The sequence below is a fragment of the Paenibacillus liaoningensis genome (assembly GCF_059609455.1).
The window spans coordinates 81,496-100,494 of sequence record NZ_JCAALU010000009.1 but is presented as its reverse complement, the minus strand read 5'-3'; the positions used below and the strand labels follow the sequence as shown (position 1 = coordinate 100,494).

The 18,999-nt window shown below is 51.7% G+C and carries 18 protein-coding genes; 7 read left to right on the top strand and 11 right to left on the bottom strand.

Annotation, left to right across the window (positions count from 1 at the left end; all coding sequences use genetic code 11):
* Positions 1 to 2 precede the first annotated feature (2 nt).
* Complete coding sequence (locus AC6B99_RS14890) at positions 3 to 1,595, bottom strand: helix-turn-helix domain-containing protein (protein ID WP_494861003.1); 1,593 nt, start codon at positions 1,593 to 1,595, stop codon at positions 3 to 5.
* Between the two features lie 170 nt (positions 1,596 to 1,765).
* Entirely contained in the window at positions 1,766 to 2,761 is a 996-nt protein-coding gene (locus AC6B99_RS14885) for an ABC transporter substrate-binding protein (protein ID WP_496663628.1), read from the bottom strand.
* A gap of 394 nt (positions 2,762 to 3,155) precedes the next feature.
* On the opposite strand from AC6B99_RS14885, the gene desA reads away from it, so the two are divergent.
* The 3 genes from desA to AC6B99_RS14870 all read left to right on the top strand — a co-directional run bounded on the left by desA (position 3,156) and on the right by AC6B99_RS14870 (position 6,071).
* Entirely contained in the window at positions 3,156 to 4,202 is a 1,047-nt protein-coding gene (gene desA, locus AC6B99_RS14880; RefSeq protein WP_494861010.1) for a Delta(5) desaturase DesA, read from the top strand.
* Between the two features lie 124 nt (positions 4,203 to 4,326).
* The gene (locus AC6B99_RS14875) at positions 4,327 to 5,475 is read left to right on the top strand and encodes a sensor histidine kinase (RefSeq protein WP_056036684.1); all 1,149 of its coding nucleotides are present in this window, start codon (positions 4,327 to 4,329) and stop codon (positions 5,473 to 5,475) included.
* The gene (locus AC6B99_RS14870) at positions 5,472 to 6,071 is read left to right on the top strand and encodes a response regulator transcription factor (protein ID WP_056036682.1); all 600 of its coding nucleotides are present in this window, start codon (positions 5,472 to 5,474) and stop codon (positions 6,069 to 6,071) included. The genes AC6B99_RS14875 and AC6B99_RS14870 overlap by 4 nt, the downstream gene beginning before the upstream one ends.
* Positions 6,072 to 6,159: 88 nt before the next feature.
* On the opposite strand, the gene AC6B99_RS14865 is transcribed toward AC6B99_RS14870, so the two are convergent.
* From AC6B99_RS14865 to AC6B99_RS14855, 3 genes are read right to left on the bottom strand one after another with little or no spacing between them, the layout of a single operon-like run.
* The gene (locus tag AC6B99_RS14865; protein ID WP_496663627.1) at positions 6,160 to 7,062 is read right to left on the bottom strand and encodes a MetQ/NlpA family ABC transporter substrate-binding protein; all 903 of its coding nucleotides are present in this window, start codon (positions 7,060 to 7,062) and stop codon (positions 6,160 to 6,162) included.
* 45 nt (positions 7,063 to 7,107) lie between these two features.
* Entirely contained in the window at positions 7,108 to 7,773 is a 666-nt protein-coding gene (locus tag AC6B99_RS14860) for a methionine ABC transporter permease (protein ID WP_056036680.1), read from the bottom strand.
* Positions 7,770 to 8,555: a methionine ABC transporter ATP-binding protein gene (locus AC6B99_RS14855; RefSeq protein ID WP_056036678.1), complete on the bottom strand. Its 786-nt coding sequence runs from the start codon at positions 8,553 to 8,555 to the stop codon at positions 7,770 to 7,772. The genes AC6B99_RS14860 and AC6B99_RS14855 overlap by 4 nt, the downstream gene beginning before the upstream one ends.
* Positions 8,556 to 8,952: 397 nt before the next feature.
* Between AC6B99_RS14855 and AC6B99_RS14850 the strand changes: the two genes are divergently transcribed.
* On the top strand, positions 8,953 to 10,308 hold the full coding sequence (locus AC6B99_RS14850; protein ID WP_496663626.1) for an LLM class flavin-dependent oxidoreductase: 1,356 nt from the start codon (positions 8,953 to 8,955) through the stop codon (positions 10,306 to 10,308).
* Between the two features lie 94 nt (positions 10,309 to 10,402).
* Here AC6B99_RS14850 and AC6B99_RS14845 read toward each other — a convergent pair whose 3' ends face one another.
* The 4 genes from AC6B99_RS14845 to AC6B99_RS14830 all read right to left on the bottom strand — a co-directional run bounded on the left by AC6B99_RS14845 (position 10,403) and on the right by AC6B99_RS14830 (position 14,681).
* Positions 10,403 to 11,344 (bottom strand): ADP-ribosylglycohydrolase family protein, encoded by a 942-nt coding sequence (locus AC6B99_RS14845; RefSeq protein ID WP_496663625.1) that lies wholly within the window; start codon positions 11,342 to 11,344, stop codon positions 10,403 to 10,405.
* A gap of 57 nt (positions 11,345 to 11,401) precedes the next feature.
* On the bottom strand, positions 11,402 to 12,214 hold the full coding sequence (locus AC6B99_RS14840) for an inositol monophosphatase family protein (RefSeq protein WP_494881045.1): 813 nt from the start codon (positions 12,212 to 12,214) through the stop codon (positions 11,402 to 11,404).
* Between the two features lie 151 nt (positions 12,215 to 12,365).
* Positions 12,366 to 12,839 (bottom strand): hypothetical protein, encoded by a 474-nt coding sequence (locus AC6B99_RS14835; RefSeq protein ID WP_496663624.1) that lies wholly within the window; start codon positions 12,837 to 12,839, stop codon positions 12,366 to 12,368.
* A 168-nt stretch (positions 12,840 to 13,007) separates the two neighbouring features.
* Positions 13,008 to 14,681 (bottom strand): glutamine--tRNA ligase/YqeY domain fusion protein, encoded by a 1,674-nt coding sequence (locus AC6B99_RS14830; RefSeq protein WP_494861024.1) that lies wholly within the window; start codon positions 14,679 to 14,681, stop codon positions 13,008 to 13,010.
* Positions 14,682 to 14,885: 204 nt separating this feature from the next.
* Here AC6B99_RS14830 and AC6B99_RS14825 point away from each other — a divergent pair, with 204 nt between their 5' ends.
* From AC6B99_RS14825 to AC6B99_RS14815, 3 genes are read left to right on the top strand one after another with little or no spacing between them, the layout of a single operon-like run.
* Positions 14,886 to 16,118 (top strand): hypothetical protein, encoded by a 1,233-nt coding sequence (locus tag AC6B99_RS14825; RefSeq protein WP_496663623.1) that lies wholly within the window; start codon positions 14,886 to 14,888, stop codon positions 16,116 to 16,118.
* Positions 16,115 to 16,411: a glycosyltransferase gene (locus tag AC6B99_RS14820; protein ID WP_494861029.1), complete on the top strand. Its 297-nt coding sequence runs from the start codon at positions 16,115 to 16,117 to the stop codon at positions 16,409 to 16,411. The genes AC6B99_RS14825 and AC6B99_RS14820 overlap by 4 nt, the downstream gene beginning before the upstream one ends.
* 51 nt (positions 16,412 to 16,462) lie before the next feature.
* Entirely contained in the window at positions 16,463 to 16,873 is a 411-nt protein-coding gene (locus tag AC6B99_RS14815) for a hypothetical protein (RefSeq protein ID WP_494881038.1), read from the top strand.
* Positions 16,874 to 17,007: 134 nt separating this feature from the next.
* Here AC6B99_RS14815 and AC6B99_RS14810 read toward each other — a convergent pair whose 3' ends face one another.
* Together AC6B99_RS14810 and AC6B99_RS14805 are read right to left on the bottom strand one after the other, a co-directional pair.
* Complete coding sequence (locus AC6B99_RS14810; protein ID WP_056036666.1) at positions 17,008 to 17,553, bottom strand: glutathione peroxidase; 546 nt, start codon at positions 17,551 to 17,553, stop codon at positions 17,008 to 17,010.
* Between the two features lie 97 nt (positions 17,554 to 17,650).
* Complete coding sequence (locus AC6B99_RS14805; RefSeq protein ID WP_494881036.1) at positions 17,651 to 18,994, bottom strand: DUF2252 family protein; 1,344 nt, start codon at positions 18,992 to 18,994, stop codon at positions 17,651 to 17,653.
* Between the last annotated feature and the right edge of the window lie 5 nt (positions 18,995 to 18,999).

Genomic DNA, 18,999 nt, shown 5'->3' with positions numbered 1-18,999 from the left:
GTTTAACACAATACGCGCAGCACATCGTCGATTTTTCGATGGTGGGACAGCACGCCATAATTCATCCACGACAAAAAATCGACCTCATGCACGCTGCCGTTGCGCACAGCGGGCAGCGACCGCCAGAGAGGCGAATGCAGCAGCTCGATCTGCCTGCCTGCAGTCGGATCAATTGTAATAAACAAATGGTCAGCGTCAAGCAGCGCCAGCTCCTCCATCGTCAGCTCAACGAACCGCAGCCCTTTAGCCAGTTTTTCTACGAGCGAATGCGGGCTCAGTCCTAAATCGCGGTAAAGCACCGGGCCGGTGTAGCCATGGTCAGGACCGCCATATAACTGCACTCTATCGGCTGACAAACGCAAACAGGCGACCGTCTGCCGCTTCACCACCCGCAGCAGCTTCGCCTTTGCGGCTGCTGCTTTATTTTCATAATCAGCAATAACAGGGCTTACTTCCTCAGCCTTCCCGAGTAAATCCGCAATGCTGTGCAGCGTTGTACGCCACTCCTCGCCTTTATAGGAAAGCTGAATGCTCGGAGCAAGGCTGGTGAGCTTGTCCATGCCCCAACGTTCAATGCCCGTATCCATCAAAATAAATTCCGGCGCAAAGCCAGATAATGTCGCTTCGTTATCGGTGACCACATTAAATTCTGGCACATCATCGAGGCCAAGATATTCCTGCCGCCCCCAATGATCGTGGGTGAATTGCATAATGGGCCTAACGCCAAGCGCCAGCAAATAATCCTCGATGAAAGGGGCAAAGACCCGAATATTTTCCCGCTGATGGCGGCGATATTGGCCCGGTGTAAGGCCAACCGACTGCTTGAAGCGGCGGCTAAAATAATATTCATTGCTGTAGCCGACGCTTTGCGCGATGCTGAACAGCCGTTCATCCGTGCTTGCCAGCAGCTTTTTCGCCTGCTCCACACGTACGCCATTCAAATAATGCAGCGGAATTTCGCCTGTCAGCTCCTTGAATAGACGGGAATAGCGCCAGCGCACGATGCCTGCATGGTCAGCAAGCTTGTCTACCGTCAGCTCTTCCCGGAAGTTTTGCCGAATATGGGCAATGGACTGTTCCATCGCTCGCCTTTCGCCGCTTTCTGTGCGCAGAGGCAAGTTTTGCTGCATGATGAACAATAAAAGCTGCTGAAATCGGATCGCATGACGGAAAGCCTCCAGCTCGTCCTCCACGTCCCGCTTATCATGGAGCGCCTGCAGCTCACTCATGCAGTAGGAGAAGGGCTTGCAGGATACCTCGCCCAGACATGGAAAGGAGGCTTCCCCCGGTTCAGCTCCAATTCCATCAAAGGCAATATAGTAGAACGACACCCCCTCTTCTCCGCCCTCAAAACCACCAGCTGCAAACTCCATCCTCGTACCCGGGCCAAAAATAAAACAGGCTCCATGGCCCAGAGCATGCTGCTCTCTATTCACGTACAGCGTTCCCGATCCACCCGTCACTATCATGATGATATGTTCATCAGCGGTGGGCAGCACCTGCTCCTGCCCATTTTTTACGTTCCTATATTGTATCGCAGCCAGCCTATAGAAAATTGCATGGCGCAGCTGCGGCTTATTCCCCTCGTTGCTCACTTCATATCCCCCTTAGGATGTTTTGGCAAACAGCACGCGTTATGCCCGCACATGCCAAAGTAAATGAGAATGATTTTCACAACTAGTATAAATGAAAAAAGAAAGCCCATCAATGCACCGATGGGCCTTCCCTCTTTATTTCTTGAATAGCGCACTTGCTAGGGCGCTGCTTATTTCACGAACATTTTCAAAATATCATCAATTTTCATCGAATTTGCTGTTATCGCACCAGATTGCCAATACGATCTTTCCACTCGGTGTACATGCCCTGCCTTCACTGCGGGAATAGCCTTCCACATACTGCTGTCCAGAAGCTTCAGCGCTTCCTGATTTTCAGGTGAATCCCAAGTTCCGTTGGACAGTAAAATAATAATGTGGTCGGCATCCAGATCCGGCAGGCTTTCCTCTGATAAAACCTGTTGAAATTCTTCCATTTCCTTCGACCATGTATTTGGCGTAAGACCCAACTGGGAGTATAGAGAGCCAATAAAACGGTTGTTCACACCGAACAGCGCGAACGTACTATCATCGACATTCAAACGTATGACCGCTACGGACTCATCGCCAAGCGCTGTATTGAGCTTGTCCTTGGCATCGGCTATTTTCTGCTCGTAAGCATTAATCACCGTTTCTCCCTGTTCCTTCATATTCATTACATCTGCAATGGTGGTCAAAATCGCTTTAGAATCAGACAAAATATTTTCTGGCAGCCGGTAGGTAGGCGCTATTTTAGAAAATAAATCGTATTTGGCCTTGTCTGCCCAGCCGTCCAATATAATCAAGTCCGGCTCCATATCAAGCAGCACTTCAATATCGCCCGTAATATCAAACGTCGGCAAATCCAGCTTCAAATATTCCTGCGTTCCCCAAAGCGGGTGATACCACTGGACAACTGGCGTTACGCCAAGCGCCGTCAAATAGTCCTCCAAATAAAGTGCCGCTACGCGCTTCGGATGCGCCGGAACTGTTACCTCGCCAAACTCGTCCTGGAGCACTCGCGTTTCCGCTTCCTGCTCCGCAGCTGCCGGCTCATCCGCTGCCGCAGGAGATGGGCTAACAGTGGCCGCTGCATCGCTAGCCCCCTTATTAACAGCTGTCTCGCCTTGCGAACCGCAACCCGCGAGCGCTATGATAACGGCTAACGCCACTAACATGAGCGCCGTCATTTTACTTTTAAACCTCTTTTTCCCCCATCGCAACATCTCTGTTCGACTCCCCTCTAAATCAGTGATTATCATTATCAAACAACTTGATCAAGTGTAGCCTATCCCCCGTCCTGCCTACAATGCACATACGCTACAATTTTCTTATACAAACGCTAACCGCTTACCCTATCCGTCCAGATACAGTCCACCTAATCCATTCCCTGCAAAATTTTTGTTAAAAACATGCATTTATGGGTATGCAGCCGCGCTTTCATATGACATATGTCATATAGCTGAACTGACGTTTATGACTTATGGCGCATGACGTTTCTCTTTACAATATAAATATAGCTAGCAGGATGCAGGCACCTTGAACAAAGGACGTACATCCCGTTATTGAAGGAGGAGCTTCATTATGGATCAGAAAGCCAAGCAAGCGAGCTTGAAAAAGAGCCTTGCCCCTTACGAAAAAGTGAATATGAAAACCAGCATACAACAATTAATCAATACTTTACTCCCACTCGGCTTTTTCTGGTACGCGGCGTATGCCGTCATGCCGATCTCCTATTTGCTCACGATCGTTTTTTCCTTAATTACTGCAGGCTTTGTCATTCGGACCTTTATTATTTGCCATGATTGCTGCCACGGTTCTTTCTTTAAGAGCAAACGGGCAAATGCTATCGTCGGCACGATTACAGGGATCATTACTCTCGTCCCTTTCCAACAGTGGAAATACAGCCACTCCATCCATCATGCAACGAGCAGCAATCTCGACAAGCGTGGTATTGGCGACATTTGGATTATGACCGTAGATGAATATATTGCAGCAACGCCTTTGCGCCGCCTTTTCTATCGGATTTACCGCCATCCGGTCGTCATGTTTGGCCTTGGCCCGATTGCCGTGTTTCTGATCCAATACCGTTTCAACCGTAAAGGCGCTAGACGTCAGGAACGCCTCAACACGTATTTGATCAATGCTTCAATTGTTGCTTTATATGCAGGTCTTAGCTGGCTTCTGGGCTGGCAGGCATTTGTCATGGTACAGCTGCCCGTTATGTTTCTCTCTGGACTGTTCGGCATTTGGCTGTTCTACGTCCAGCATCAGTTCGAGGATACGTATTTTGAAAATGAAGATGAGTGGAGCTACGTGAAAGCAGCCGTCGAAGGCAGCTCCTATTACAAGCTTCCCCGTCCATTGCAATGGATTACCGGCAACATTGGCTTCCATCATGTGCATCACCTGAGCCCGAAAGTGCCTAACTATTATTTGGAGGATGCGCACAACTCCTCCGTTCCCCTTCAGCAGGCAACGACAATTACTCTTAAAACAAGCTTGACTGCCTTGCGTTTTCGCCTGTGGGATGAAGAGAATAAAATGTTCGTCAGCTTTAAAGGCTTGAAGCACCGTCTGCGCAAGCCGCGTGCGGCAAGCACCAAGCTCGATACTCGGCGCGTAGGCTAGCAGGTACGAAGATACAAGCACGAAAGAGGCTGCGCGGAATCAAATGCGCGAGCCTCTTTTATGTTAAAATAGCTTCAAAGCAGCTCTCATTGCTGCAACAGCGATTTAAAAAGGCGGGACGCATATGCAAAAATGGCATCATATTTTTCATAAAAATACGGGAATCAGCCCTTATGTTTGGGTCGTTTTCTACATCCTGCCCTTCTACTTTATTTTCCGCAACTCATCGCCCTACCAAGCGACGTCCGGCATTGTGATGATCGTTTTATTTTTCATCTGTTATATGCTTTCCTTCGTATCCAAGGGCTGGCAGGTTTATTTCTGGACCAGCATCCAAATTATTATTTCCATTGCGATGACGCTCATGTTCGGTTATGTGTATTTCTCGATTTTTCTCGCTTATTTTATCGGCAATATCCAGAACCGCATCGGCTTCTTTACGCTGTATTCCATTCATATCGTCACGACCTTCCTGAGCATCAACTTTGGGCTGGCTGTGCAAAATCCGGTCTTTCTCGCCCAGTTCCCCTTCGTGCTCATTAGCTTGATCGGCGTTATTCTGCTTCCGGTCAATACGTACAACCGCAACAAGCGGGACAAGCTCGAAGGGGAGCTTGAGCATGCCAACAAGCGGATTTCAGAGCTCGTCAAGCTGGAGGAGCGGCAGCGGATCGCCCGCGACCTGCATGATACGATTGGACAGAAGCTGTCGCTTATAGGGCTGAAAAGCGATCTAGCGGGCAAGCTGATGCAGAAAAACCCCGCCAAGGCGCAGGAGGAAATCGATGATGTGCGCCAAACGGCGCGCACCGCGCTCAAGGAAGTGCGGGAGCTTGTCACCGAAATGCGTGGAACACGGCTTGAGGATGAGCTTTTTCGGGTAAAGCAAATTTTGAAGGCTGCCGATATTCAGCTTCTGGTAGAAGGCGATCCGGCGCATACCGACACTTCACTGCTTGCCGAAAATGTCGTCAGCATGTGCCTCAAGGAAGCTGTTACTAATATCGTCAAGCACAGCTCCGCCACCAAGTGCCTGGTCGAGATTGAACCGACCCGCACAGAGCTCATTGTCCGCGTTCAGGATAATGGCACGGGCATTGCTACAGGCGGCAAGGAGTCGCGCAGCTATTACCGGGGAAATGGCCTTAGGGGCATGAAGGAAAGACTGGAGTTTATTAATGGCAGCCTGGACATTATTTGCGGAGACGGCACGATGCTCGTCATTAAAGCGCCCAATGTCGTCCAGAAGCCGGAAAAGGAGCCCACGCTATGATCAGAATTGTTATCGCCGAAGACCAGCGGATGCTGCTGGGGGCACTTGCTTCCCTGCTTGATCTGGAGGATGATATGACCGTGGTTGGCAAAGCTGGCAACGGTGAAGAAGCGATCACGCTCGTCCAGCTTCACAAGCCGGACATTTGCATTATGGACATTGAAATGCCGGTCAAGAGCGGGCTGGAGGCAGCGGAAGAAATGCGCCAGTTAGGCTGTAAGGTCATCATTTTGACCACCTTCGCCAGAAGCGGCTATTTCGACCGTGCGCTCAAGGCCGGCGTGTGCGGCTATTTGCTCAAGGACAGCCCTAGCGAGGAGCTGGCGAGCTCCATACGCAGCGTCATGACAGGCCGCCGCATTTATGCGCCCGAGCTGGTGGACGACGCCTACGGGCAGGAAAACCCGCTCACCGAACGGGAGAAGGAAGTTCTCGGCCTCATCGCCGACGGCAAAAATACGAAGGAAATCGCCGACCAGCTTTATTTGACCAATGGCACCGTGCGCAATTATATTTCGGTCATTTTGGATAAGCTGGGCGTGAGCAATCGAATTGAGGCGATTACCCGTTTTAAGGAGAAGGGCTGGTTTAAATAAAAAAGCATGTTCTTTCCCGCAGCAGCGGTACGGAACATACTTTTCAAGGGTTCGCCGAGCTTATCTTGCCGTTTGGCCTCTTTTATTTTTAAAAAGCTGGCACAACCGCCACGCCGTATTTGTCCTGAATGAACTTTTTCACCTCGGGCGACACGAGCACCGCATCCAGCTTCTTAATTTCTTCGCGGTTCTCATCCCCGCTGCGGACGACGATAATGTTGGCGTAAGGCGATTCTGCATCCTCGCGGAACAGCGCATTGTTCGGATCAATGCCCGCCTCCAAAACCAGGTTCGTGTTGATAATGGCGCCATCTACGTCAGGCAATACCCTTGGCAAAGTTGCAGAATCCACTTCCTCAAACTTGAGATTTTTAGGATTGTCTACGATGTCCTTCGGCGTTGCCTCGTACGTATTTTCCAAGCCTTCCTTCAGCTTGATCAGCCCTTGCTGCTCGAGCAGCACCAGCGCCCTGTATTCATTCGATGGGTTGTTCGGAATCGCAATCGTTGCGCCATCCGCAATGTCACCCTTCGCTTTCAGCTTCTCGGAATAAAAGCCAATCGGCTCGACATGCACCTTCGCGGTTACCGCAAAATCATACCCCTTCTCCCCTTTAATCGAGTCCAGATACGGAACGTGCTGGAAGTAGTTCGCATCGATCTGCTTCTCAAACAGCGCCGGATTGAGCTGGCCTTCATCATCGAGCACAACGACTTCCAAATTAACGCCCTGCTCCTTCAGCAACGGCTTAACGAACTCCAATATCTCAGCATGCGGCACTGGAGCAGCGCCTACTTTAAGCGTTACTGCCTCTTGCGGGGCTGCCGAAGCAGAAGCTTCCGGCGACTGGGTTTGCTCGGCAGGGCTTGCAGCTGCGCTCGCTTCCGGCGAGCTTGCCGGGGCATTATTTGCTGCGGTGCCGCAGCCTGAGATGATAAGGCTGAACATCAGAATAAGGGCGGATATAAAGGTCCATTTCGTTGTTTTCATGGTTATACTCCTGCTTTCTCTATTTAGGTTTGAGGGCCGCTATAGCTACCCTAGATGACGCTTTTTCAAAATCGCTTTAGCTACGCTATCGCCTGACAGCTGAATCGCCTGCACTAACAAAATAATGACGATAACAGTCGCAATTAAAATATCTTCGCGGAACCGCTGATAGCCGAAGCGGATCGCCAGACTGCCAAGTCCCCCTGCGCCAATCGCTCCTGCTACCGCTGTAAATTCCGTAATCGCAATGACGGCGATGGTCATTCCCCGCACAAGCGCCGGAAGCGCTTCGGGAATCAGCACGCGGAATATAATGGTTAGCGGCGTCGCTCCCATCGCTTTGGCCGCTTCTATTTTGCCCGCGCTCACCTCCTTTAAGGAGTTTTCAATAATGCGGCCTAGAAACGGCGAGGCCCCAATCGATAAAGCGACGATGGCTGCTGTCGGGCCAAGCGAGGTGCCTACAATTAGCCGGGACAACGGCAGCAGCAGCACGATTAAAATAATAAAGGGCAGCGAGCGCACGCCATTAATCGCCGTCCCAATGATTTTATTGATGATCGGCGCCTCCAAAATGCCGCCCTTCTCGCTGACGACTAGCGTAATGCCTAGCAAAATGCCAATGATTAAAGCAAATACCGAAGACCAAGCAACCATATACAGCGTCTCCAGCAGTCCCTCCCATAGCAGCTCGAACAGATCATCTCTCATATTCCTGCTCCCAGCCCCTCCATGATCGACCGTTTGTCACGATAATAATCGATGATGCTGACGAAACGCCGGGCGGTGTAGCTGACGGGGTTCATAAACAGCTTGTCGACCGTCCCTGTCTCGACGATAGAGCCATGCTCGATGACCGCCATATGGCGGCAAATATGCTGAAGCACATCCAGCTCGTGTGTAATTAAGACGATAGTCAGCTTCAGCTTGCGGTTAATATCCTGGAGCAGCTCCAAAATGGAGTAGGTCGTCTGCGGATCAAGCGCCGAGGTCGCCTCATCGCTGAGCAGCACATCCGGCTCATTCACAAGCGCCCGGGCAATGCCCACCCGCTGCTTCTGGCCGCCGCTGAGCTGGGACGGATACATATGCTCCTTGTCGGTCAGCCCGACCAGCTCCAGCATCTCCCGCACGCGCTCTCGAATGAACGGCTTTGGATAACCGGCCACTTGAAGCGGAAACGCGACATTTTGAAACACATTTTGTGAATCCAGCAAATTAAACTGTTGAAAAATCATTCCAATCTTCCGCCTGGCCAGCCGCAGCTCCTTGCCAGACAGATCCGTCAGCACCTTGCCGCCAATTTCGATCGAGCCCGAATCAGGCTCCTCGAGCCGGTTCAGACAGCGGATCAATGATGATTTGCCTGCCCCGCTAAAGCCGATAATGCCGAATATATCCCCCTTATCAATCGTCAGATTAATGTCATTCAAGGCGGTAATCGTGCTGCTTCCGCTTGTATAGGTTTTGTGCAAATCCTTTATGACGATCATGCAGAAAAACTCCTCTCCTCCCTGATAAGGTGAAACGGCTGTCACCTGTCACCGTCCTTTGGCGGCGCGGCGCGTTTCAGTCCGAGAAATATAGAGAAAGTATGGCGAAATCATATACTTTCCTATATTTAAATAAAAAAAACCAAACTTCAGCACCGTTCAATCTGCTCGGTGGAGAGTTTAGTTTCCAGTGTTCTGGTCAACTAGTTATGGGCTGATCGCCCAAAAACCAACTATTCCTATTTGATTTATAAATTTAAAGCAATTGCCCGGCGGTGTCAACTTCTTTTTTTGGCAATAATCGGGATTGACGCTAGAAAATGAAGGTGATAAATTAAAGCAAACTATTCCACCCTGTTCACTTATATTATACATATTTATCAAGGAGGAGCTTGACATGTCCCAACAAACTGCGGGAAAAAGCCGGCAAATAAAATTATCTGCTTATTTGGTTGGCACAGGCATGCATGTGGCGGGCTGGCGCCATCCCTATGCACAGCCGGATGCCAGCATCGATATCGACTATTACCGGAAGCTCGCCCAAACCGCTGAGCGCGGGAAATTCGACATCGCTTTTATCGCGGACAGCCTGGCGATTAATGAGCAGTCTCATCCAAACATACTAAACCGGTTCGAGCCGATCACACTGATTACAGCTTTAGCATGCGCCACGACGCATATCGGCGTAGTCGCCACCGCCTCAACCTCTTATATTGAGCCGTTCAATTTGGCTCGGCTGCTTCTGTCTGCCGATCAGATCAGCAAGGGGCGGGTTGGCTGGAACATCGTAACTACAAGGGATCTGTCAGGGAATACGGCGCGCAATTTTGGTCGGGATGAGCATTTCGAGCATAGTCTTCGCTACAAGCGGGCGGAGGAATTTCTCGAGGTTGTGCAAGGGTTATGGGATTCTTGGGAGGACGATGCCTTCGTCCGCGACAAGAAATCAGGGCAGTTTTTCCACAAGGAGAAGCTGCATCGGCTTCAGCATCAAGGCGAGTTTTTCTCGGTGGAAGGGCCGCTAAATATTAGCCGCTCGCGGCAGGGGCATCCTGTGCTCGTGCAGGCCGGAAGCTCTGAGGCCGGGCAGGACTTCGCCTCGCGAACGGCGGAAGTCATCTTCTCTATCAAGCACAGCAAGGAGGAAGCACAGGCATTCTATCAATCGTTTAAAGGGAAAGCTGCTAAATGGGGGCGCGCACCTGAGGATATATATATTTTGCAAGGCATATCGCCGATTATTGGCGATACCGAGGAGGAAGCGCGGGCGAAGCTTAAGGAGCTTGAAGCGTTGATTACAGAGGAGCAGGGCATCGGCTTTCTGGCGGATTATTTTCAGGCAATCGATTTCTCTGGCTATACGCTGGAATCACGCGCTCGCGAGGTCGGGCTCGACCGCATTAAGCTGAACAAAACGGACTACCTCAAGCACCAGCCAGTTATTGCAAGGGAAAACCCGACGCTGCGCGAGGTGTATTCCTTTCTCACAGGCTCGTTCAGCGGGGATCATCTCGTCGGCACCGCCGAGAAAATCGTGGACACTTTGGAGGAATGGTTCGCCGAGCAGGCGGCTGACGGCTTTATGCTCATGGCTCCGCTGCTGCCGGATGGGCTGGAGCTGTTTGTCGACCTTGTCGTGCCGATTTTGCAGCAGCGCGGCCTTTTCCGCACTGAATATGAAGGCGCTACCCTGCGGGAGCATTTTAACCTGCCGCTGCCGCGCAATCGCTTTACTAAAGCAACGAGCCATTGATACGCAAAACCGCCGCCCCCTAGGTAGAGCTAAGGAAATCGGCGGCGGTTATTTATATTTGGGGCGGGGGAAGCCTAGCCAGCCCCAAATAGCCCTATCGCTTCGGCTCTGCAAGCCCTTCGTTAAAGCTGTCGCATAGCTGAAATAGCTCATCCGCTCGCGCAAGCTGCTCCAGCCAATGCGAGGGAATGGACGACAGACCATAATAGATGCCCGCAAGACCGCCTGTTACCGCACCTGTCGTGTCCGTATCCTCGCCCAAGTTAATAGCGCGAAGTACCGCTGCATCAAAGCTGTCGGTCGTCAGCAGGCTCCAGATGCTGGCTTCCAGCGTGTGCATGACATAGCCTGACGAAGCAATGCTGTCCTCCTTCAGGCTTGCCAGCTGCCCACTAAGCAGACGTTCAAAACGATCCAGATCGCTGTGGCCCGCATAAAACAGCTGGATTGTCCGATTCGTTGCCGCATAACTCTCCTGCGGGCTGTGGCCCTTCAACAATTGCACGGCATACTCCGTGTAATAGACACAGGCCATAATCGATATAGGATGCCTGTGGGTTAGCGATGAAACCCTGCCAACCGCAGCCGACCGTTCCTCTATGCCAGCATCAAGCATCCAATAGGCCATCGGCAAAATACGCATCAATGAACCGTTGCCATTGCTGTATTCGCCGCTGCCGCCCGCCAACTCAGGCTCTGCCCCACGCGCAAGACGGTCGATCGCCTCGCTAGTCGCTATGCCAATATCAAATACCTCGCCATGCGGCGTCCAGCGCTCGCCCCGCTTCCATTCCACGAAGCGGCTCGCAATATCATGCACCTCTACGCTTTTGCAATAAGCAAGGCTCTCCACCAGACATAAGGTCAAGGAAGCATCATCCGACCAAGTGCCCGGCGGCTGCTGATGCGAGCCATAACCGACCATGTCCGTTAAAGGTGCTTTCTCTAGTGCCTTTCGATTGCAAAACTCCACAGGAACGCCTAATGCATCCCCAATACAAAGCCCTATTAACCCTGCTTGAATAGATAGATTCATTTCGTAAACCTCCTGCTGCTGCCAGCTTGGTCTAGCGGTTTCGTAAATCAGCTTCGCTTACTTCCCAACAAGACCATTATGCACAAGCCCGCGAAAAAAAGGCAAATGCTGCGGATGGCATGCAATGAGGTATGGCTCACTGCTCATGCCCGCGAATGGCCTGCCATCATAATCGGTAATGACGCCGCCAGCCTCGCGCACCATAAGCATCCCCGAATAAAGATCCTCGCCCTCCGAGTTGTACAAAATAATCGCATCCAAATCGCCCTTCGCCAGCATGCTCCATTGCAAGGTAGGCGCCCACAGCCGCATCATTCGCTTCGTGTTTGCATCAATATGCTGGCGCAGCCTTACTGCCCGCTGCTCCTGCTGTACTTTATGCCCTTGAATCCAGCCGACCGTCGCTCTCTTGAAGGGACGCGGCTCGCCCATTCGAATGATTCGCCCATTGCAGCGAAAGCCGCCGCTTGCCACCGCCTCATACAAGCGGTCCGTCAGCGGCTCATAAATGACCGCCATAACCGCTTCGCGCTGATACATGAGCGTAATGGATACGGCAAATAACGGCATCCCGACCGCGAAATTATTCGTCCCATCCAACGGATCAACCAACCACAGCCAGTCACTGGCCAAGCGGTTGTCCCCCGCCTCCTCCGAAATCACTTGATGTCCCGGAAACGCCTGCTTAATTTTGCCCAAAATGATCGCTTCCGCCCTGTGGTCGGCTTCGGTCACCAAGTCGCCAGATTCGTCTTTATGCTGAAAGGCACTGGAATCCAGCTTTTCAAAAAGCTTTTTCAGCAGCGCTCCCGCCTCCCTCGCCGCCAAAGCTGCCACTCGCTGTGCTTCTCTTACGATCGTTGTATCCAAATGTAATCCCCCTATTTCGTTTATTGGTTGAACTGGACACCCAGCATCTAAGAGAACAAAACAAAATCCTTCTTGCAGATCAGAAGGATTTCATGGTTGAAACTATTTCCGGACTCCTATTTCGAATAGAGGCAATGAATCCAAACGGCACCTACGTATTGTTGTTTTGATCAGGGCCTGTAGGCAGATTGGGCAGTGGAGGCGGCGTCATATTGGATTGCGGGTTCGCGCTTCCAGAGTTGAACGGGCTGTTAATTGGGCTGCTGGACGGGCTAAAATTGGACTGCGGCCCCGGCGCATAGCCGTTTCCTGCTGGCCCCTTCGTTAAATCCAGCTCTGTCTTCTCTTCGACGATCAGCTCCAAGCCGCCGAATTTCTTGGCCAATACGCCGTACAAAAGAGCAACCAACATACTAATTGCACCATAAATTCCGATTAGAAAAACCGGCATCAGTATATACGGAACTCCTATTGCCAGTAAGGTAGGCTCTTGAGCGACTACTCCTATCAATGTAAAAATAATACCGAGTAAAAATAACAGCACAGAAGGAATAATCATCATATACGCCGTCGCTTTAAAAGCACTGACCGTACCTATCCCTTTAATTTCCAATTTTTTCATCATTTCAGCTCCTAGTTATGTTTTTGTGCTTTCTTTTTTTCGCAGCAGCCACTAGGTAAAATTCACCAAAAAGTGACAAATTCCTGCTTGCGGCTCAAAAAAAGCAAAAAGCCGCGAACACCACCCATAAGGCAGGCATTCACGGCTTATCCTATTGCTCGACCGCTGTTATTATGCTTTCGCTGGATCGAAAGAGCTTTTCAGCGAAACGATGCGGTTGAAAACAAGCTTCTCCGGCGTCGTATCCTTCGGATCCACATTGAAATAGCCGTGGCGGAAAAACTGGAACTTCGCCTGTCCTTCGGCATCCTTCATGTTCGGCTCTACGAAGCCTTGAAGCAGCTCCAGATTGTTCGGGTTGATGCATTCAAGGAATGGCTTGCCATCCTCTTCTGCTTCATTCGTAATCAGAGGCTCGAACAAGCGGAAGTCCGCAGGCACCGCCTGCGACGCTTCAACCCAGTGAATGGTTCCCTTCACCTTGCGGGCGTTAAAGCCCGAGCCGCTTTTCGTTGCCGGATCGTATGTGCAGCGAAGCTCAATAACGTCGCCGGCTTCATTTTTCACAACCTCTTGGCAAGTAATGAAATATGCATGCTTCAAACGCACCTCATTGCCAGGGAACAGGCGGAAATATTTATTTGGCGGATTTTCCATAAAATCGTCCTGCTCAATATAAATCTCGCGGCCAAACGGAATTTGGCGCATGCCCATTTCTTCGTTCTCGGCGTTATTTTCTGCATCCAGCAGCTCGGTTTGGCCTTCTGGATAGTTCGTAATGACGACTTTGAGCGGTCGCAATACAGCCATCGTACGAAGCGCCTTAAGCTTAAGATCCTCGCGGATAAAATGCTCCAGCATCCGCTCATCGACCGTGCTGTTCGCCTTGGCAACCCCGATTTCGCGGCAGAAGGCGCGAATCGCTTCCGCTGTAAAGCCTTTGCGGCGCAGACCGCTAATCGTCGGCATGCGCGGATCATCCCAGCCAGTTACAACTTCCTCATCCACAAGCTGCTTCAGCTTTCTTTTGCTCATCACGGTATTAGTAACGTTCAGACGAGCGAACTCGTATTGACGAGGCACCGCCGGCATCTCGCATTCAGCGACCGCCCAATCATAGAGCGGGCGGTGATCGGCGAACTCCAGCGTACAGATGGAATGGGTAATGCCTTCAATCGCATCGCTGATCGGATGCGCATAATCGTACATCGGATAAATGCACCACGCATCGCCAGTCCGGTGATGGTGGGCATGAGCGATACGGTACAGCACCGGATCACGCAGATTAATATTCGGCGAAGCCATATCGATCTTTGCTCTCAGCACCTTGGAGCCGTCAGGAAATTCTCCGGCACGCATACGGGCAAACAGATCGAGATTTTCTTCTGCGCTGCGCTCACGGTAAGGGCTGTTTTGTCCCGGCTGCGTCAGCGTTCCACGAGTCTCGCGAATTTGCTCGGCGGACAAGTCGCATACGTATGCTTTGCCTTTGTTAATGAGCAGCACCGCCCGATTGTAAAGCTCTTCGAAATAGTCCGAGGCAAAACGAAGCTCGTCCCAATCAAAGCCCAGCCACTTCACGTCCTCTTGAATCGAATCGACGTATTCGGTATCTTCCTTGACCGGGTTCGTATCGTCAAAGCGCAGATTCGTTCTGCCTTTGAAATCGTCAGCCAGCTCAAAATTCAGACAAATCGACTTCGCATGTCCAATATGCAAATAGCCATTCGGCTCCGGCGGAAAGCGCGTCACGATTTCCTGGACATGGCCGGTCTTCAAATCTTCGCTCACAATATTTTTTATAAAGTTAGAGGATGACAGCTTTGTGTCCACGTTGTTTTCCATTGTGACCAACCTTTCCCACGAAAAATAGATATCTTTCTATAATACACAAAATCCCGCAAAATTATAAGATCATCCGACTGGTTAATAAAATAGATGGCATGTGATCAACCTTTGTTTTCATAGGTTCTATTAATCATGTAGTTGCTCGCGGCACGGCGTGCGCTGCCAGAGGCTGGGGCAACCTGAACGGATGGTGAAGACATCATGACTGGGAAGCCGATCGTTATTTTTCCCTACAGCCGTTTTGGAGCGTTCCCGGCGGCGGAGCGCGATTGGCTGGCTAAGCTCGGAAAGCAGCGCCAAATCTACATGGTCGCCGAGGATGCGCTCCCTGACTGGGCAATCAACTCAGCAATTGCTCCCCTATCGCTCGCTCGTCTGCCTGAGCTGGATTGGGACAGCACTTGCGCGCTAGTGCTCCATCCTTGCTGGACGCATATTGCAGCACCGCTGGCAACGCGTTGCCTGATTGCCTACTTTCCCGATTCAGAGCCCCAGGAAGAAGAGCGATGGCGCTCCTACCGCAGTTGGCTGTGCGCGCGGGCGACGCTCGTCATTGCCTATACGGAGGCATATTATTTGGAGCAGGCCTTTTGCCGTGACGATGTTTTTCTGCTTGATGGCACCGACGAAACGTCCGATCTGCTGGCGAGACAAGCGATTGAATGGCATTTGGACGGCTATGCCTCGAAGACGCTCATACGGCTGCAGCAGCGCTACCGCGCGATTTGGCATGAGGAGCAAGCCGACAAGACGCGTGCGGCTGGCCCGTCTGCTGCAGGAAAAGAGCGGCTGGCGGATCAGCTTTTTTCCCATGCGTTATACCGTTACTTGATCGGCGAAAGCTTGCGAGCGCAGAGCGAGCTGCTCGCCGCCTTCGAGCAAGCAGTGCTGGATGGGCGCGAGCAGGCGCTGCAGCATATTTATCGGTTTCGTTCCGCCATGCAGCTCGAGCTGGGATTGACGGATGATGCGGTGCGCACCTATCTGTATACTGCGCTCACCGAAGAGGAGCAGCGGCAGGGCGAGCGGCTGCTCCGATGGCTGGATGGTGGCAAGCGCCTATTAGCCAAGGCGCTGCTGTACCGGCTCAACGATGATTATCGCTCCGCGATTGCCCTGCTTGAGCCACAGCAAGCCGAGCCGGAAGCCCGCAGGCTGCTTGCGGAGCTTTATTTGCAAAGCGGCAGACTGGAATGTGCCTACCTGCTGCTGGCGAAGGAACCGCTCGGCAGCATAGCTGAACGCGAGCAGTTTCAACTGATGACCAGCACGGTGCTGCTGCTGCTGCAGGGCAAGCGCCATGAAGCGATTCACAGCTGCCTTATCGCGGCGGAGACTAACAACAAAGCACTTAGCAGCATCATTGAACTCGCCAAGCTCGATAGCATCGTAATGGAGCAGGCGCACCATCACGGCAGGGAGGTTCAGCCATGAGCGGCTTGGAGCCATTTCGTATTCCGCGCAAAATATCAGGCAATAAGCTCACCGCTATCATGCAGGTACGCAATGAGGAAGGCCGTTATTTGGAGACGCTGCTTGCCGACCTGTCCAGCTTCGTCGATGAAATTGTCATTGTGGACGATGCCAGCACCGATGCAACCGTCGCGATATGCAGCGCCAGCCGCAAAGTCGTGAAGCTGGTAGAAAACGAGGAGCGGTTGTTCGGCTGCGAATGGCGGCTGCGCCAAATGCTCTGGCGCGCAGCCGAAGAAACCGAGCCGGATTAGCTGCTTGCGGTCGATGCGGACGAATTTTATGAGGATGCTGCCAAGGCTGAGATGCGGAGCCTGATTAATCAGGGCGAGTACGACTGGTTTGCTTTTCGAAAGTATGATTTCTGGGGCTCAGCAACGCATTACCGGGAGGATGCCTTGTGGAATTTGCATCAACGTCCGACGGTGGCGCTCGCTCGCTACTTGCCAGGCTACCATTATGCCTACCCGCAATGGGCGCAGCATGCGCCTCGTCTTCCGCTTACCTGCTGCGCGCTTCCCGGAGCGCAGACCGAACTGCGCATCAAGCATTTCGGCTGGGCAGGATGCGCGGAGGAGCGCCTTCGCAAATATGAGCGGCATATGCAGCTTGACCCGGATGGCAAATGGCGCAGCCTTGCCCACTATGCCTCGATTCTTGATGCGAACCCCCGGCTTGTTCGCTGGGAGGAGCGAGGGATATCAAAGGGAGAATGACACGGGCAGCCTAGCTCCAAATCATTGACGATATAAAACCTTTTCAGAGGTCTTTCCCTGGCTTTAATAAGGAAGCGACCTCCGTCCGATGAAACTTAGGACGAAGGCCGCTTCCTTTTTTTATTGCAGCATTTTTATAGCAGCTTCTCAATATCTTCCTTCATGCTGAGCGGCTCCTCGGTCGATTCGAAACGCTTGACGACACGGCCTTCACGGTCAATGAGGAACTTGGTGAAGTTCCATTTGATCGAGTCTCCATCCATAAAATGCGGCAGCTTTTCGGTCAAAAATGCGCTTAGCATTTTGCCGCTTGCTTCCGTTGTATCAAACCCGTTAAACGGCGCCTCTGCCGTCAAATAGTTGAATAGCGGGTGTGCTGTTTCATCACGCACATCCGTCTTCGCGAACAGCGGGAAGGTTACGCCGTAGTTCAGCTGGCAAAAGCTTTGTACATCCGAGTTTTCGCCCGGCTCCTGCTCGCCAAATTGATTGCTCGGGAATCCGAGTATTTCCAGACCTTGATCCTTGTACTGCTCATAAAGCTTTTGCAAATCAGCATATTGTGGCGTAAAGCCGCATTTGCTTGCCGTATTAGCAATAATAACAACCTTGCCTTTATAATCCTCCAGGCTAACCGTCTTTCCTGTTATCGTATCCGCTTGATAAGTGTAAATAGACATGAATGCACACTCCTATTAGTAGGTTTATTTTTCTGTCTTCCAACCTGTTTTCCCGTCTGCCTCCACGCTTGGCAGCTGTTGCGGAGCACACTATCCGCTAGTCCGCATTGGACTTATTGCCCAGCCAATCTACAAACAGCCCATAATCCTGCTCCACTTGATCCGCATAGGACATCGCCCACTCTGCAATGAAGCGGCTAAAGGCCTCTTCGTCACTGCCCATCGCTTTAACGATTGCCTGCTCGCTGTGATAATCCAGAACGCCGCTTTGCACATCCCGATCTGCACGGGCATGCAGCTTCGCGGTCAGCTTGCCCATCGTCTCTGTCACGATTCGCATATCCTCAGCGGTCTCCAGCGATTCGAGCTTGAGCCGCTTCTTATAAGGGGAGCGCTCACGCACATAAAACTGCCTGTTGCCAATCGTCAGGTGACCGAGATACGGATCAGCCTCATGGTGCATCGCCTGCTGGGTCATCGTCACGCGTTTGCCCTGATGCTCAAACGCTGTCCAGAACGAATCATCATAGGGCAGAAAATAAGCCGGAACCGCAACGCGCACCTCTTTCACTTCCAGCACAATATCATCCTCGTGCCCTTGCTCGCTGCTGCCCGCTTCAATCAGTACATAAAAACGGTCCAGCCCGATCGAGGCTGTTCCAGAGCCATGCTTAACCGCTATATCTTTAATGTGATAATGGGCAGCCTCCTGCGCATCATCAGCATGCAGGCTTTCCACATATTGCGGCCAAGCCTCAAGAAGCGCAGCACGCTCTTTTTCCGTTGGAGCGACGATTTCTTCCGTATGGGCGAACTTGCGATGCTCCTGAACGAGCGCCGTAACCTTTTCCAAAAAATGCTGCTCCTGGCGCTTCTGCAGCTTGCGAAGCAGCTTCCTGACCTTGCCGCTTGCCCGCCCTTCATCCATCGTGAACGAAGCCGGATCATCCTTGCCCTTAACGAATTTCCACATTTGTTTTACATAGGCGCGCAGATAAGCTTCCATTTGCTCCTTCTGGGCTTCCTCCGACTCGCCTTTCATGCGGCCCACAAGTGCGATGCTGACCGACATGCGCAGCAAATCATATAAATACGAGCCCAAATAGCCCTCGTCAAAATCATTCACATCATAGACAAGCGTCCCCTGCTCGTTGCGGAAAGCCCCGAAATTTTCGAAATGCAAATCGCCCTGAATCCAGGTCGGTCGCTCTGCCGGCGTGTGATAGGGAAACCATTCCCTTGTGACATCCATATAAAATAAATAGGCGCTGCCGCGAAAAAAGGAAAACGGGCTTAGCGACATCTTGCGGTACTTTTCCTCGCGCTTCTCGCTGCCCAGTCTCATGATTTTATGATCAAATTCATTAAGAACGGCTGTAATCGTCCGTTTCCGAAGCCTCTTTTGCGTAAGCTTTACACGTTCTGTCAATGATCCGTCCATTTCGA